The organism is Citrobacter sp. wls757 (assembly GCF_005280935.1).
Lineage (GTDB): Bacteria > Pseudomonadota > Gammaproteobacteria > Enterobacterales > Enterobacteriaceae > Citrobacter > Citrobacter portucalensis.
Genome location: NZ_SZWU01000020.1, coordinates 263301 through 275907, shown reverse-complemented (window position 1 = coordinate 275907; position 12607 = coordinate 263301). Strand labels below are relative to the sequence as shown.

Annotated in this window: 21 protein-coding genes; 20 read left to right on the top strand and 1 reads right to left on the bottom strand. The window is 53.3% G+C overall.

Annotated features, from left to right (window positions below; translation table 11 throughout):
• The first annotated feature begins 17 nt into the window (after nucleotides 1–17).
• The 6 genes from FDW94_RS07365 to FDW94_RS07340 all read left to right on the top strand — a co-directional run bounded on the left by FDW94_RS07365 (nucleotide 18) and on the right by FDW94_RS07340 (nucleotide 2552).
• Entirely contained in the window at nucleotides 18–617 is a 600-nt protein-coding gene (locus FDW94_RS07365; RefSeq protein ID WP_137377385.1) for a DUF1367 family protein, read from the top strand.
• The gene (locus FDW94_RS07360) at nucleotides 617–823 is read left to right on the top strand and encodes a hypothetical protein (protein ID WP_137377384.1); all 207 of its coding nucleotides are present in this window, start codon (nucleotides 617–619) and stop codon (nucleotides 821–823) included. The genes FDW94_RS07365 and FDW94_RS07360 overlap by 1 nt, the downstream gene beginning before the upstream one ends.
• Nucleotides 824–825: 2 nt before the next feature.
• Nucleotides 826–1434, top strand: a complete 609-nt coding sequence (locus FDW94_RS07355; RefSeq protein ID WP_137377383.1) for a recombination protein NinG — start codon at nucleotides 826–828, stop codon at nucleotides 1432–1434.
• Entirely contained in the window at nucleotides 1431–1568 is a 138-nt protein-coding gene (locus tag FDW94_RS07350; RefSeq protein ID WP_016156248.1) for a YlcG family protein, read from the top strand. The genes FDW94_RS07355 and FDW94_RS07350 overlap by 4 nt, the downstream gene beginning before the upstream one ends.
• Nucleotides 1565–2254, top strand: coding sequence for a bacteriophage antitermination protein Q (locus FDW94_RS07345; protein ID WP_137377382.1), 690 nt, complete (start codon nucleotides 1565–1567; stop codon nucleotides 2252–2254). Before FDW94_RS07350 ends, FDW94_RS07345 begins: the two co-directional genes overlap by 4 nt.
• A gap of 115 nt (nucleotides 2255–2369) precedes the next feature.
• Entirely contained in the window at nucleotides 2370–2552 is a 183-nt protein-coding gene (locus tag FDW94_RS07340; protein WP_137377381.1) for a hypothetical protein, read from the top strand.
• On the opposite strand, the gene FDW94_RS07335 is transcribed toward FDW94_RS07340, so the two are convergent.
• A complete protein-coding gene (locus FDW94_RS07335) occupies nucleotides 2549–2830 on the bottom strand; it encodes a type V toxin-antitoxin system endoribonuclease antitoxin GhoS (RefSeq protein WP_110497820.1) in 282 nt (93 codons plus the stop codon). The two genes, FDW94_RS07340 and FDW94_RS07335, sit on opposite strands and share 4 nt — an antisense overlap.
• A 238-nt stretch (nucleotides 2831–3068) precedes the next feature.
• On the opposite strand from FDW94_RS07335, the gene FDW94_RS07330 reads away from it, so the two are divergent.
• From FDW94_RS07330 to FDW94_RS07265, 14 genes are all read left to right on the top strand, one after another.
• Nucleotides 3069–3467, top strand: a complete 399-nt coding sequence (locus FDW94_RS07330) for a putative holin (RefSeq protein WP_049041756.1) — start codon at nucleotides 3069–3071, stop codon at nucleotides 3465–3467.
• Nucleotides 3464–3739 carry a phage holin family protein gene (locus FDW94_RS07325; protein ID WP_047416719.1) on the top strand — a complete coding sequence of 92 codons (276 nt, stop codon included), beginning with the start codon at nucleotides 3464–3466 and terminating at the stop codon, nucleotides 3737–3739. The genes FDW94_RS07330 and FDW94_RS07325 overlap by 4 nt, the downstream gene beginning before the upstream one ends.
• Entirely contained in the window at nucleotides 3736–4281 is a 546-nt protein-coding gene (locus tag FDW94_RS07320; protein ID WP_170974226.1) for a glycoside hydrolase family 108 protein, read from the top strand. The genes FDW94_RS07325 and FDW94_RS07320 overlap by 4 nt, the downstream gene beginning before the upstream one ends.
• On the top strand, nucleotides 4278–4550 hold the full coding sequence (locus FDW94_RS07315; RefSeq protein ID WP_137377380.1) for a hypothetical protein: 273 nt from the start codon (nucleotides 4278–4280) through the stop codon (nucleotides 4548–4550). Before FDW94_RS07320 ends, FDW94_RS07315 begins: the two co-directional genes overlap by 4 nt.
• Nucleotides 4501–4683, top strand: coding sequence for a hypothetical protein (locus tag FDW94_RS23950; protein ID WP_137377400.1), 183 nt, complete (start codon nucleotides 4501–4503; stop codon nucleotides 4681–4683). The genes FDW94_RS07315 and FDW94_RS23950 overlap by 50 nt, the downstream gene beginning before the upstream one ends.
• Nucleotides 4684–4807: 124 nt before the next feature.
• Nucleotides 4808–5008, top strand: a complete 201-nt coding sequence (locus FDW94_RS07305) for a hypothetical protein (RefSeq protein ID WP_137377379.1) — start codon at nucleotides 4808–4810, stop codon at nucleotides 5006–5008.
• Between the two features lie 365 nt (nucleotides 5009–5373).
• On the top strand, nucleotides 5374–5913 hold the full coding sequence (locus FDW94_RS07300) for a hypothetical protein (RefSeq protein ID WP_137377399.1): 540 nt from the start codon (nucleotides 5374–5376) through the stop codon (nucleotides 5911–5913).
• Entirely contained in the window at nucleotides 5840–7240 is a 1401-nt protein-coding gene (locus FDW94_RS07295; RefSeq protein ID WP_137377378.1) for a PBSX family phage terminase large subunit, read from the top strand. The genes FDW94_RS07300 and FDW94_RS07295 overlap by 74 nt, the downstream gene beginning before the upstream one ends.
• 15 nt (nucleotides 7241–7255) lie before the next feature.
• A complete protein-coding gene (locus FDW94_RS07290; RefSeq protein ID WP_137377377.1) occupies nucleotides 7256–8740 on the top strand; it encodes a DUF1073 domain-containing protein in 1485 nt (494 codons plus the stop codon).
• A 61-nt stretch (nucleotides 8741–8801) separates the two neighbouring features.
• Nucleotides 8802–9359, top strand: a complete 558-nt coding sequence (locus FDW94_RS07285; RefSeq protein ID WP_137377398.1) for a phage minor head protein — start codon at nucleotides 8802–8804, stop codon at nucleotides 9357–9359.
• A gap of 38 nt (nucleotides 9360–9397) precedes the next feature.
• Nucleotides 9398–9817 carry a hypothetical protein gene (locus FDW94_RS07280; protein WP_137377376.1) on the top strand — a complete coding sequence of 140 codons (420 nt, stop codon included), beginning with the start codon at nucleotides 9398–9400 and terminating at the stop codon, nucleotides 9815–9817.
• A 57-nt stretch (nucleotides 9818–9874) separates the two neighbouring features.
• Complete coding sequence (locus FDW94_RS07275; RefSeq protein WP_137377375.1) at nucleotides 9875–11134, top strand: DUF2213 domain-containing protein; 1260 nt, start codon at nucleotides 9875–9877, stop codon at nucleotides 11132–11134.
• 11 nt (nucleotides 11135–11145) lie between these two features.
• Nucleotides 11146–11664: a hypothetical protein gene (locus tag FDW94_RS07270; RefSeq protein WP_137377374.1), complete on the top strand. Its 519-nt coding sequence runs from the start codon at nucleotides 11146–11148 to the stop codon at nucleotides 11662–11664.
• A 10-nt stretch (nucleotides 11665–11674) separates the two neighbouring features.
• On the top strand, nucleotides 11675–12607 hold a 933-nt coding region (locus tag FDW94_RS07265; protein WP_137377397.1), incomplete at its 3' end, for a DUF2184 domain-containing protein.

Below are 12607 nucleotides of genomic sequence, written 5' to 3'. Positions count from 1 at the left end.
CGCCACGGAGAGAAACCATGGCGCACGAACTACATCTTATTAAGCATCAATCAGGAATTCTGATCCCCGCTACGCCGGAGACCAGCGATTTACTGCAATCAAAATTCAAACTCGGTGCCGTGCTGGTGGCCGAGTTCCGGCAGGTACGCAACCCGGCCTTTCACCGTCGCTTCTTCGCATTACTCAATCTCGGTTTCGAATACTGGGAACCAACCGGCGGGGCGATATCCAGCAATGAGCGTAAACTCGTAAATGGTTATGCTAAATACCTCGCGGCATTTGGTGGAAACGAAGGCGCACTGCTGGATGCTGCCGAGCAATATCTCGACCGTATCGCCGATAAGCGAGCCGGTAGTATCAGCATCTGCAAATCCTATGACGCATACCGTGCATGGGTGATCATCGAATCTGGCCACTACGACGCCATACAGCTCCCTGACGGTACACTCCGTAAACATCCTCGCAGCATTGCTTTCGCCAATATGGACGAAATCGAGTTCCAGCAGCTGTATAAAGCCGCGCTCGACGTTCTGTGGCGATGGGTATTGTCCCGGGCCTTCAAGACTCAGCGAGAAGCGGAAAACGCCGCTGCGCAGCTTATGAGCTTTGCGGGGTGATGGCGATGAAATTTTCCTGGTTTCACCATCATGAATGCACAACCGAGCAGGCCGACGAACTGGTGGCAAGTTATCGCCGCCGCGGCGCCACGGTAGAACGCAGCCTGAACCGCGACAATATCACCTGGATTGTTAGCGCAAAATTACCGGAATGCGAGCATCCGGCGCGTACACCAAGAACCTTTCGGCAAAAGGTCTGGGGGTGATTATGGCTAAGTTACCGCGCCGGAAGTGCGCCAACAAAGAATGCCGCCAGTGGTTCCATCCTGTTCGCGATACGCAGACTGTCTGCGGTTATGAGTGCGCCAGCGCGGTTGGAAAAGAGCATACCAGGAAGGTCAGGGAGGCGGCACAACGCAAGGAGTCTGCCAAAAAGCGCGCCACTGAGAAGAAAGAACGTGCAGCCTGGCGCCAGCGTAAAGCTGCAGTTAAGCCGCTGAAGCACTGGGAAGATTTAACTCAGCGTGTTGTTAATGACTATATTCGCGAACGTGATGCCGATCTGCCATGCATCAGCTGTGGGACGTTCGAAACCGTCCAGTGGGAAGCAGGTCACTACCGCTCACGAGGTAAGGCATCACACCTGCGCTACACAGAAGACAATATCAATAAGCAGTGCCACCACTGTAACGTTCAGCTGTCGGGCAATCAGCAGCAGTACCGTCTTGGGCTTATCGAGAAAATTGGGGCTGAACGCGTTGAGTCGCTCGAAAACAATAACGTCCCACACCGATACACCATCGAAGAACTCGAAGCCATCAGGAAGCGCTACAGCGCACTTCGCCGTGGGTTAATTAAGAGCAGGGAGGCTGCATGACATTTGAATCCTATTTTGCCGATCACCTCCGCGTTCGTTGGCAACGATTGCGCTTATATCACTTTCCCGGCTCTGTGCTGACGGACTACCGAATACTGAAGAACTACATCAAAACCATAGGCGGTGCTGTATGAACACTCAATTTCTTGAATACGTGCGCCAGCAGCTGATGGTGGCTACCGCCGATTTAAGTGGTGCGACGAAAGGGCAGTTGATGGCCTGGCTTGAGAACGCACAGTTCGATACTGGAACGTTTAAACGTAAAAAGCCTCGAGTGTTGGATGAAGTGACCGGGAAAATGATTACGCTGGATAATCCACCGATACCGGGCAAACAGTCGCATGCCAAGGGATCACATATTCCTCTGGTGCAGCCGGTTGAATACTCCACAGCTTCGTGGCGCCGCGCGTTAATGTCACTCGAAGAACATCAGAAGGCTTGGCTGCTATGGAGCTACAGCGAGAATACTTGCTGGGAGCATCAGGTCACGATTACACAATGGGCATGGTCGCAATTCTGCGAGCATCTGGCTGGGAAGAGGGTGGCGAAGAAGACGAGCGACCGGTTGCGTCAGCTTATCTGGCTTGCTGCGCAGGATGTGAAAGCGGAACTGGCGGGTAAGGAGGTGTATCAGCACCAGGACCTGGCGGACCTGTGTGGCGTTAAAGCGGATAACTGGTGCCATAACTACGCCGACTACTGGCGGTCAATGCACGCCATACTCAAGCGGCTTGACGGCGATTCCCTTCGTTGCACCGTGAGAGCACGATCACAACAAAAGGCGACTTTTTCGCAGCAGGTTATTGCAAAAGTCAATTAAATAGCATACATTTCATGTAAATCTGATATTGTGCCATTGTTGTATGCGCTGGCAGTAAATGAGTTTTCGAGCCCGAGGTTAACGCCTTGGGCTTTTGCGTTTCTGGAGGATGTCCATGAACTTTTCTGAATTACCTGAAAGTGCTAAACATGTCGCCCGTGAGGCGTTATCAAAGGCTACTGGTTCTATGGGTAGTGACGCGGGTATTATTGAATATGAAAAAGTAGGTGAGGCAATTGCTGCTGCGTTTGTCAAAATGGAGCACTACGACAGCGCTCCAGATGTTTGCGCGGATTAGGATTTATCCAAACCACGCCATGTGCGCCCAGCTGATTCCGTAACTAAAACAGCAGGATCTTTTTTTACTGAGTTTGCCGTTGAGTAGGCCTTTTCAAGAACGTCTGCCCGGGTAATGTTACCGGAATAATTATACTCAGCGTCAGGGAGTTGGTATTTTGTACCATCCCCATTCAGGATGGTCCGCTTAAAGCCTTTACCTTCCATTTTTTCATGTAGCTCTTCATAATCGTCAGAATCGGCGTTATGCAGCTCAACTCGAACAGTGAAGTTAGTCATATAATACCCATTAATTGCCTGTGGAATTATGACGTTACCAGTTTCCTTTGTCTGTGGAAAGCAGGGAACCCTGATGACCTGACAGGGTTAACAAATCAGGTTTATTAATTCTTACGCTGAACACTTAGCCCTGGCACCCGCTGGGGCTTTTCTATTTCAGGCTCACGGGAATCATCCGCTACGTGCTTTGTTGATAAATCCAGCCCGTGAAGCCTGACCCTCTACACACGGAATAACTATGTCTGAGCCAATCACAATTGCCAGTGGGGTGACCTCCGCTACGGTAGGGATCACTTTCGCCACTATGTTCCCGGAGGCGACGCCTGGCGTAATGTTATGTGCGCTTGCCGGGGCGGCAATGTATGTGCTGACCTCAGAGCCTCATCAACTCTGGAAGCAGATGCTCTTTGCAGTCATCTCGTTTATGGGCGGCGTGTTCTTCTCCGTTCCCATGGCAAAGATACTCGCAGGGGTAATCAACACAGCCCTCGGGTTGTTGCAGCCGCCGGTAAGTATCGAAGTTTCACCTAATGTTGGTGCGCTGGTATCCGCTTCCATTTCCGTCGCAGTCCTGCTTCGAATCGTCGCCAAATCACGGCGCGGCAAGATGCCAGGACTGGAGGAGGAAGGGAAATGACATGGCATTCCGTCATCCTGGACGCAAACGCGATCATCTGTATGGCGATCGTGATGCGTCTGATGTTCTTCAGTAAAGCAGGGAAGACACACCGACCCGGTTACGCGTGGATGGCTTACCTGCTGATCCTGTCGGCGGGATTCACCGCTTTCCGTATCCTTCTCGGCCATTACAGCAACGTTGATCCGGGTGAGTTATTCCTCAACCTGGCCATATGTATTGCTGTCTGGCGAGCCAAAGGCAATCTGGCAAAAGTCGTAAGGGCTGAATGATGACCAAAGACGATATCTTCAACAGCATCCTCGGCAAAGAGGGCGGCTACGTTAATCACCCGAACGACAAAGGCGGCCCGACAAACTGGGGCATCACACAGGCAACGGCGCGCGCTCATGGTTATACCGGCGACATGCGAGACCTGACCCGGCAGCAGGCCATGGATATTTACGAGGCCGATTACTGGTATGGCCCGCGCTTCGACCAGGTAGCTGTCGTATCCCCGGTCATCGCCGCGGAACTCTGCGATACCGGCGTTAACATGGGACCATCAGTGCAGGTGAAATGGTTCCAGCGTTGGCTGAACGTATTCAACAACCAGCAGCAACTCTATCCCGACCTGATTGCCGATGGCCAGATTGGACCGCGCAGCATTAGTGCGTTGAAATCCTTCCTGGCGAAACGCGGGAGTGAAGGAGAGGTCGTATTGCTCCATGCACTGAACTGCAGCCAAGGGCAGCGCTATCTCGAACTGGCAGAGCGGCTCCCGGCTAACGAGTCATTTGTGTATGGCTGGGTACGGGAACGCGTGAGCCTATGACCAAACTCAAGGCAATACTGGCAGCAATCGGCTTCGCAATCCTTATGGTGCTCGGTGCCTTCGGTCTAGGTAGCATGCGTGGCCGCGAGAAAGCTGAAGCCAAAGCGGATAAACAGCGCACCGATGATAACGTCGCAGCCACCAAGGCAGCCGCGGAACGCCGCGTCGAAGTAACCAAAGAGGCCAGCAATGTACAGCAGACTGTTAGCCATATGCCTGATGACGATATTGATCGTGAGCTGCGCGCAAACTGGACCCGCAAAGGTTGAGTTAATCGACACCGGCTGCGACTGGGTGAAGCCAATTTATCTCACGGAAATCGACATCACTGTCATGGACAAGCAGACCAAGCGTGATGTGCTGGCACATAACAGAGCATGGCAGGGGAACTGTAGGCAATAACTAGAATATTGAAACAGTTAATGTAGTTGTGATCTAAGTCAAAAGTGGTGGGATTGAAAATCGATCTGCATGGCTAAATATTCATATAGCCACCATGTATGAGTGGTTTTTATGGAGAAGCAAAATGCTGGACGGATATCACCAAACTGGTACTGGTTTTGAACACAAAAAACGGATTATTGCTGTGAATGCGGCGCTTGAAATCATCAAGGTAACGCTTTCAGCTCCAACCGATGCTAAAAATGTTGATTTTGACTTGGGGGTAGCTGCAAAGCATATCGCTCCACTTGCGGATGCAATTCAGGCTGCGATCGATAAGGAATAAACCCTTTTTCCTTGATGTTACGTTTGTCATCACAAAGGCCACTTTCGAGTGGCTTTTTTAATGGCCTTAATCATAGGACTAGAACCATGGCAAAACCGGACTGGGGAGCGCTGCAAGACCAGTTCCTCGCCGAGCATGCCAAAACGGGTATATCGCCGAAAGAATGGTGCGAAGCGCAGGGGCTGAATTATTCAACAGCTAAGCGCTATATCAAGATTGCGAACGGTAATGCGAATTCGCAAAAAAAAAGTGCGAATAAAACTGCGAATTCGCAAACGAAGAAAGGCGGCAAGACCAGAGGTGATAAGCCCAAAAAGAGTGATTGCGAATCGCCCAAGTCTGAGAGCCCCTCGGATACGAAACCGATTCGTGGCTCGCGTACTGCGCCGCCAGTAAATCCTTTTAAGTCAGGCAATCAGACAGCGCTTAAGCACGGTGGTTATGCCCGCCGACTCCTTCTTAAAGATGATGTCATCGAAGATGCCAAAGCGTTGACGCTGGAAGATGAACTCTTCCGGCTACGCGCCAATAACCTAGTGGCCGCCGAGAACATAGGTCGCTGGATAACCTTGCTCGAAGACGTTGACATTGACGCTGAAGATGAGGGTAAGGATGAGCGAAAGGCGCTGATGGATAACATACGGGCGGCAGAGAACGCCATGATGCGTAACACCGTGCGTATCGAGTCCATCACGGGGACGCTGGCCACCGTTAACAAAATATTTGCCGACACCGATTATCGCGTTGCCGCTACTGAAAAAGTGTCGCTGGAGGCTGATCGCCTACGCCGTGATGCTGGCATTGACGATGGCAATGGAGAGCGTGATCTCAATGACTTCTACACTGACATCCAGTCCGACCCTGAATCCGGTCCTGAAGAACTTCTGGACGACGCGGGCACGTAACAAAGTTCTCTTTGGTGGGCGCTCGTCCTCTAAGTCATGGGACGCTGCCGGGATCGCTATATTCCTGGCGAATAAATACACCCTGCGTTTCTGCTGTGCTCGCCAGATCCAGAACAAAATCGAAGAGTCAGTTTACACCCTGCTGAAGATTCAGATTGAACGCTTTGGCCTGCGGCATCGCTTCCGCATCCTGAATAACAAAATCATCAACCGGGTTACCGGCTCGGAATTCGTGTTCTATGGCCTGTGGCGAAATATCGAAGAGATAAAGTCGCTGGAGGGTGTGAGCGTTCTCTGGCTGGAAGAGGCCCATGCGCTGACGGAATACCAGTGGAAGATACTGGAGCCAACCATCCGTAAGGAGGGCTCAGAGTGCTGGTTTATCTTCAACCCCAATCTGGTGACAGATTTCATATGGCGAAATTTTGTTGTCGACCCGCCGGAAGACACACTGATCCGAAAAATCAATTACGACGAAAACCCTTTTCTGTCAGACACCATGATGAAGGTGATCGATGCGGCCCGGCGCCGTGACCCTGACGGATTCAAGCACGTCTATGAAGGAGTGCCTGAGTCAGATGATGATGCAGCTATTATCAAACTCTCCTGGATAGAAGCAGCCGTCGATGCTCACAAAAAGCTGGGTTTCGAACCGGGAGGGCGGAAGCGCGTGGGCTTCGATGTCGCGGACGGCGGCACGGATAAATGCGCCAACGTTTACCGCCACGGTTCTGTCATCTACTGGGCGGATGAGTGGAAGGCTAAAGAAGATGAGCTTCTGAAAAGTTGCCAGCGAACGTACCAGGCTGCCTTTGAGCGTGAAGCCGATATCGTGTACGACTCGATTGGTGTCGGGGCATCAGCTGGAGCCAAGTTTGGTGAGATTAACGAAGACCGGTTGCGTGAGAATACCTCATCCCGCCGGATCAATTACCAGCGGTTTAATGCAGGAGCAGGCGTCCATGAGCCTGAGGAGGAGTACAACGGCATACCGAACAAAGACTTTTTCGCCAACCTGAAAGCGCAGGCCTGGTGGCTGGTGGCCGACCGCTTCCGAAATACATTCAACGCCATTAACAACGGTGAACAGTACTCGGTAGATGAGCTGATAAGCATTGATTCGTCCTGCCCATTACTGGAGAAACTGAAGCTGGAGCTTACCACGCCGCACCGTGACTTCGACCGCAATGGACGGGTGATGACGGAGAGTAAAAAAGATCTGGCAAAGCGTGACGTTCCATCTCCGAACGTTGCCGATGCATTTATCATGGCGTTCGCTCCAACCGAATCCGCACTGGATATCTGGGATGCGCTGGGCCGCGAGTAGACAAAGAGGTTAATAATGTCCCGCAAAAAACGCCAGAGCGGCGCACAAAAGCCCGTCCGGACTGGTGACGGGTACAACAACTTCGCTGCCAAGCTCGGTGGATACACCGCAAATATTCAAAGCGGCGGGAGTTATCAGCCTGGCTATATCTCGCGTAATCGCGTCCAGCTTGAATTTGCATACCGCTCATCGTTTCTGGTGGGCGCAGGTGTAGACGCTATGGCTGATGATATGACCCGAAAGGGCATCAACATCAGTTCTAAACTCGAGGCCGGGCAGAAAGGCAAGTTTGAGACGTTCTGGGACGACATCGCTATATGGGATGGTCTGAACGACACCCTGAAGTGGTCCCGCCTCTATGGTGGTGCGTTGCTGGTGGTGCTGCTGGAAGGGCAGGATATGTCCACTCCTCTGAAGCTTGACCGCATCAAGGAGGGGCAGTTTAAAGGGGTGATGTGCCTCGACCGCTGGCAGGTCAACCCGAGCTATTACGACCTGGTGACCGACTACGGACCGGAGTTCGGCAAGCCGAAGTTCTACAAGGTGGTGACCAACCAGCAGGGAATCCCGCCGTGGAAGATTCACCACAGCCGCATCATCCGTATGGAAGGCGACACGCTGCCATTTCAGCAGGCGCAGACCGAGAACGGCTGGGGGATGTCGGTTGTTGAGCGTATCTTCGAGCGCATTCAGGCCTTCGATACGGCGACCGTCGGCACCACCCAGCTGATCCACAAGGCGCACCTGCGCACGTACAGCATTGAAGGGCTGCGCAAGATTCTGGCGCTTGGTCCCGGCAACCCTATGCATGAGGGGTTGATGAAGCACATGGACATGATTAGGGAATTTCAGACCATCGAGGGCATGACCCTGATGGATAAAAACGATGAATTCCAGACCCATAGTTACTCCTTTGCCGGTATCGCCGACGTCATCCTGCGCTTTGCTGAGCAGGTGTCTGGCGCAACCGGTATACCGCTGGTACGCCTGTTCGGGCAATCTCCATCCGGGTTCAGCACTGGTGACGGTGACTTGGAGAACTACTACAGCCGTGTTAACTCGCTGCAGGAACGCCGCCTGCGACGGCGTATTCGCTGGCTGCTCGATATCACCTGGCGATCGCTGTTCGGTCAGCCGCTGCCGGAAGACTTCACCTTCGAGTTCAACAAGCTCTGGGAGATGTCGGACACTGACAGGGCGACGATGGCGAGCAACGTGGCCACCGCCCTGGCGACTGCCGTGCGCGATATCGGTATGCCGCAGCATGCCGCGCTAAACGACCTCCGCAACCTGTCCGACATTATCGGCATCGGCGGCTCTATCACCGACAAGGATATTGAAGATGCCAAAGCAGAATGGGAGGAGGCTGAATCTGAAACCGAACCTCCGCCGCAAATCGGAGCGCCAGTATCAGAAAAGCCTACAGGAGATAGCGCGTCAGTGCGGAGCGATCGTAACTGGTTCCTACGATGGTTCGGAAGCGAGCGCCGAGCAGGTTAACGCCAGGCTGATGGATTACTCCCTGCTGATTGACGATTGGGCCGACCGGGTCGCTAAACGCATGTTCCTGCAGGTTGAGCAGGAGGAGTGGAGCCAGTGGCGCTCGGTATCGCAGGAAATCTCTGTGGGGTTGCGTGATGTCGTCGGCAACACGCCGGTGGGGTTCGTGGCTCAGGACATCGTTGCGCGACAGGTGCAGTTGATTAAGTCTCTGCCGCTGGAGGCTGCCGATCGCGTCCGTGATATCCAGGCGCGCGCAATGGAAGCCGTCATCAACGGGGAGCGCCCCGATGCGCTCTACCGGATGATTATGGAGTCCGGCGACGTGGCTGAGAGCCGAGCGAAGATGATCGCCCGCACCGAAATCGGCCGGGCCACGACAGCGCTCACTCAGGCACGTGCAGAGTCGATTGGCTCAGAGGGGTACTGGTGGCGCATCGAGGGTGCTGGAACGCGGCCATCCCATCGCAGAATGGTGGATGTTGTCGACCCGGTATACGGGAGAGGTTTCGTTCGCTGGGATAATCCGCCGACGCTGGACGGCATGACCGGCCACGCCGGGTGTCTGCCGAACTGCGAATGCTGGCCGGAAGTGCAGGTGCCAGCGCCAAGAAAATGATCCATAATTGGTTGTGATCAACTCGATATGGATGGCAAATGACACAGAAAATACATCAGTTGAATGGATTTGAGTTCACCCACGATCGCTTTAACTTGAATGGCCAATGGATTTACTCTTGGTATTTTAGACCTGTCGGGAAAACTGAATGGTGCTACTACAGCAGGCATCTTGGTAAGACTAAAAAAGAAGATGTAATTAAGCTTTTGAAAGAGAAAGAAGATGCTGATTCTTTCTATCAAGAGTGGCTAGATAGGGCCAGCGACGTTGACGCTGCAGAGCGTAGATTAAATATCGCCCGGGATGATTGGGCTAGAGTTTCTCATCCGGACTGGGGAGGGCGTGGAAATAACCCCAATAGTGATGCGCGTAGGATTAGGCAAGCAAAAGATGAGTTAGATAGCGCTGAAAGGGCATTAAAGTCAGCAATATCGATAAAAGACAGATTAAGTAAATAAGTTCATAAGGCCGCAAATAGCGGCCTTTTTTATTGCCCGCAATTCAGCAGGTAACCCATGAAATACTTTTTTGAGACCAGGCTCGGGGAAACCCGGTACCGCATGGCGGATGGCTCATTGCTGTGCAAGGACGTGCCGATCGCCAGAACGGGATCGCAGGTCTACCTGCCGGAGGAAATCGACCTCGAACCGGATGCGAGCGGTACCGTCACCGTCTGGCGAACGGAAGATGAGGTGTTCTCTTCTGAAACGATGGCTAGCTTTGAGGGTGTCGCCGTCACGCTTGGGCACCCAGAAGACGCTGGTGGCAGCATCCTTTTCGTTAACCCCACCAACTATTCTGAACTGGCCCACGGTCATATTCAGAACGTCCGGCGCGGTACCGGAGATAAAGCAGACCTGCTCATTGCCGACGTGCTGGTTAAGCGGCAGGAAGCCATTGACGCAATCGAGGATGGCCTGACCGATGTCAGTTGCGGATACGACGCGCTCTACAAGCAACTCTCGCCCGGAAAGGGTAAACAATACCAAATCACTGGCAACCATCTGGCCGTCGGTATCGACCGCGGGCGGGCTGGTTCCCGCTGTGCCATAGGGGATTCAGCCCCATCAACCAAAGGAAGCAACATGAAACAGCAGAACTGGTTTCAGAAGCTGGCCAATGCCATTCGCACCAAAGATGAAGATGCGCTGGCGAAGCTTGCTGATGAAGCTCCCGATATGCCGTCAGACGGTATGAATTCTATCCCCGGGTTAACCATCAACATGAACGTACCTTCACAGGCTACCGCACTGCCGGCAGACCAGAAGACCACGACAGACGAAGAAACCGATCCGGATAAGAAAACCGGTGATGAAGATGTACCAGCCTGGGCTCAGGCGATTATTGCCCGCCTCGACAAGCTGGAAGGTAAAACTGGCGACGCTGACCCTGACGAAGACAAGAAAACCGGCGACGAAGACGCTGAAGAAGATGCGAAGGTGACCGGAGATGCGGCGTATAAGCGCAATATCATCGGCGATGCTGAGATCATCTGCCCGGGTTTCCAGCCTGCCAGTGACAAAGGTCTGAAACGCCAGGTTCTTACTCACGCAGCCCGTACTGGCGACAGTCTGAAAGCATTTGGTATTAGCGACTTCGATAAAGCGCCGAAAGCTACCGTTGATGCAGTGTTCAAGGCTGCCGTCGAAATCAGTAAGGCCAAGAACCACATCACCCCACCATCTGGCAAACCAACTGGTGACCGCGCTCGTGGCCCAATGTCCCCGGCTGAGCTGAACAAAATCAACGCCGAATTCTGGAAACGCAACCAATAAGGTAACCAACAATGGCTGGTAAAGCTTATTTAACTCGCATGGGGATTGGTTTCCCAGGCTCCGTTACTCGTCCGCAGGATCTCACCGCAGAGCCTGCAATTCTCGATGCTGCTAAGCCATTCCCTTCGTATGGTCTGGCTGGCAAAAACCTCAACGGTAAATTTGTACCGCTGGAAACCGGTGACACCGTTGCTGACGTAGCTGGCCTGTTCGTTCGTCCGTACCCAACGACCAACCCGACTGATGCTCGTGCGCTGGGTGTAACGGCTGGATACACCGGTGACCAACTGAAGCGTGGTTATATCTGCGTGGCCGTACCTACGGCTCAGGCCGGTACCGCCAAGAAAGGTGACAAGGTTTATATCCGTGTCGCTGCACCTACGACGGCAAGTCCTTTAGGTTCTGTGGTACTCACTCCTGATGGCACCGCATCTAACACCCCTGAGTTGACCATCGCCAAAGTGATGGGTCCCGGCGATGCTGCGGCAACCACCACCCACGGCAACGTTGAAATCGCCTACAACATCTAAGGAACGATGAATGTTTACTATCGATAAAGCCACCGTAGACGCTGCAGGCGTATTCCTGGTCGGCGAACTTGAGCGTCTTGACCAGACGCTAAACCTGCCGCTGGTCAGCTATAAGTGGTCGCGTGATATGCCGCTGCGCAGTGACGTATCTATCGCTGATGAGCAGTCATCCTTCACCAACACCGATATCGCGGCGGCTGGTGGTGTGAACCCGAACGGCAAAAACTGGATCGGCAAAAACTCCACTGCGATCCCACAGACCAATCTCTATATCGAGAAAACTGCTCAACCATTGAGCCTGTGGGGTATGGAGCTGGGATGGACTCTTCCGGAACTGGCATCTGCTCAACAGGTTGGGCGTCCGGTAGACAGCCAGAAGTACGATGCCATGCAGCTCAAGTGGAACATGGACATCGACGAACAGGTTTACATCGGTGACAGCGATCTGGGTATGACAGGCCTGCTGAACCTCTCACAGGTAACGCCAATCAGCGCTGCTAAGGCGTGGATTAGCGCAACGCCTGACGAAATTGTGCAGGATTTCAACCTGATTCTTTCCCAGGCATGGGTGAGCTCTGGTTACGCGATCTGCCCGAGAAAAGTTGGCCTGGCGCCTGAACTGTTCGGCCTTCTGTCGAGCAAAAAGGTTTCTGATGCCGGTAACATCTCCGTGCTGGAGTACGTGAAAATCAACTGCATCGCGTTCCAGGAAAACGGCGTGCCGCTGGAAATCGTGTCCATGAAGTGGGCATCCAAGCGTGGCGCAGCTGGTGCTCACCGTGTCGTGGCGTACACGCAGGATGAGAAGTTCATTCGCTTCCCGCTGGTTCCGTTGCTGAATACTCCGCTGGAATACCGCGGGCTGTACCAGCTGACAACCTATTACGGCCGTCTGGGGCAGGTTGAAACCCCGTACGGCAACACCATCGCCTATATGGACGTG

Excerpts from the sequence above, each read along its gene's own strand:
- FDW94_RS07365 (WP_137377385.1), top strand. The coding sequence starts at position 18 with ATGGCGCACGAACTACATCTTATTAAGCATCAATCAGGAATTCTGATC.
- FDW94_RS07360 (WP_137377384.1), top strand. The coding sequence starts at position 617 with ATGGCGATGAAATTTTCCTGGTTTCACCATCATGAATGCACAACCGAG.
- FDW94_RS07355 (WP_137377383.1), top strand. The coding sequence starts at position 826 with ATGGCTAAGTTACCGCGCCGGAAGTGCGCCAACAAAGAATGCCGCCAG.
- FDW94_RS07350 (WP_016156248.1), top strand. The coding sequence starts at position 1,431 with ATGACATTTGAATCCTATTTTGCCGATCACCTCCGCGTTCGTTGGCAA.
- FDW94_RS07345 (WP_137377382.1), top strand. The coding sequence starts at position 1,565 with ATGAACACTCAATTTCTTGAATACGTGCGCCAGCAGCTGATGGTGGCT.
- FDW94_RS07340 (WP_137377381.1), top strand. The coding sequence starts at position 2,370 with ATGAACTTTTCTGAATTACCTGAAAGTGCTAAACATGTCGCCCGTGAG.
- FDW94_RS07335 (WP_110497820.1), bottom strand. The coding sequence starts at position 2,830 with ATGACTAACTTCACTGTTCGAGTTGAGCTGCATAACGCCGATTCTGAC.
- FDW94_RS07330 (WP_049041756.1), top strand. The coding sequence starts at position 3,069 with ATGTCTGAGCCAATCACAATTGCCAGTGGGGTGACCTCCGCTACGGTA.
- FDW94_RS07325 (WP_047416719.1), top strand. The coding sequence starts at position 3,464 with ATGACATGGCATTCCGTCATCCTGGACGCAAACGCGATCATCTGTATG.
- FDW94_RS07320 (WP_170974226.1), top strand. The coding sequence starts at position 3,736 with ATGATGACCAAAGACGATATCTTCAACAGCATCCTCGGCAAAGAGGGC.
- FDW94_RS07315 (WP_137377380.1), top strand. The coding sequence starts at position 4,278 with ATGACCAAACTCAAGGCAATACTGGCAGCAATCGGCTTCGCAATCCTT.
- FDW94_RS23950 (WP_137377400.1), top strand. The coding sequence starts at position 4,501 with ATGACGATATTGATCGTGAGCTGCGCGCAAACTGGACCCGCAAAGGTT.
- FDW94_RS07305 (WP_137377379.1), top strand. The coding sequence starts at position 4,808 with ATGCTGGACGGATATCACCAAACTGGTACTGGTTTTGAACACAAAAAA.
- FDW94_RS07295 (WP_137377378.1), top strand. The coding sequence starts at position 5,840 with ATGACTTCTACACTGACATCCAGTCCGACCCTGAATCCGGTCCTGAAG.
- FDW94_RS07290 (WP_137377377.1), top strand. The coding sequence starts at position 7,256 with ATGTCCCGCAAAAAACGCCAGAGCGGCGCACAAAAGCCCGTCCGGACT.
- FDW94_RS07285 (WP_137377398.1), top strand. The coding sequence starts at position 8,802 with ATGTTCCTGCAGGTTGAGCAGGAGGAGTGGAGCCAGTGGCGCTCGGTA.
- FDW94_RS07280 (WP_137377376.1), top strand. The coding sequence starts at position 9,398 with ATGACACAGAAAATACATCAGTTGAATGGATTTGAGTTCACCCACGAT.
- FDW94_RS07275 (WP_137377375.1), top strand. The coding sequence starts at position 9,875 with ATGAAATACTTTTTTGAGACCAGGCTCGGGGAAACCCGGTACCGCATG.
- FDW94_RS07270 (WP_137377374.1), top strand. The coding sequence starts at position 11,146 with ATGGCTGGTAAAGCTTATTTAACTCGCATGGGGATTGGTTTCCCAGGC.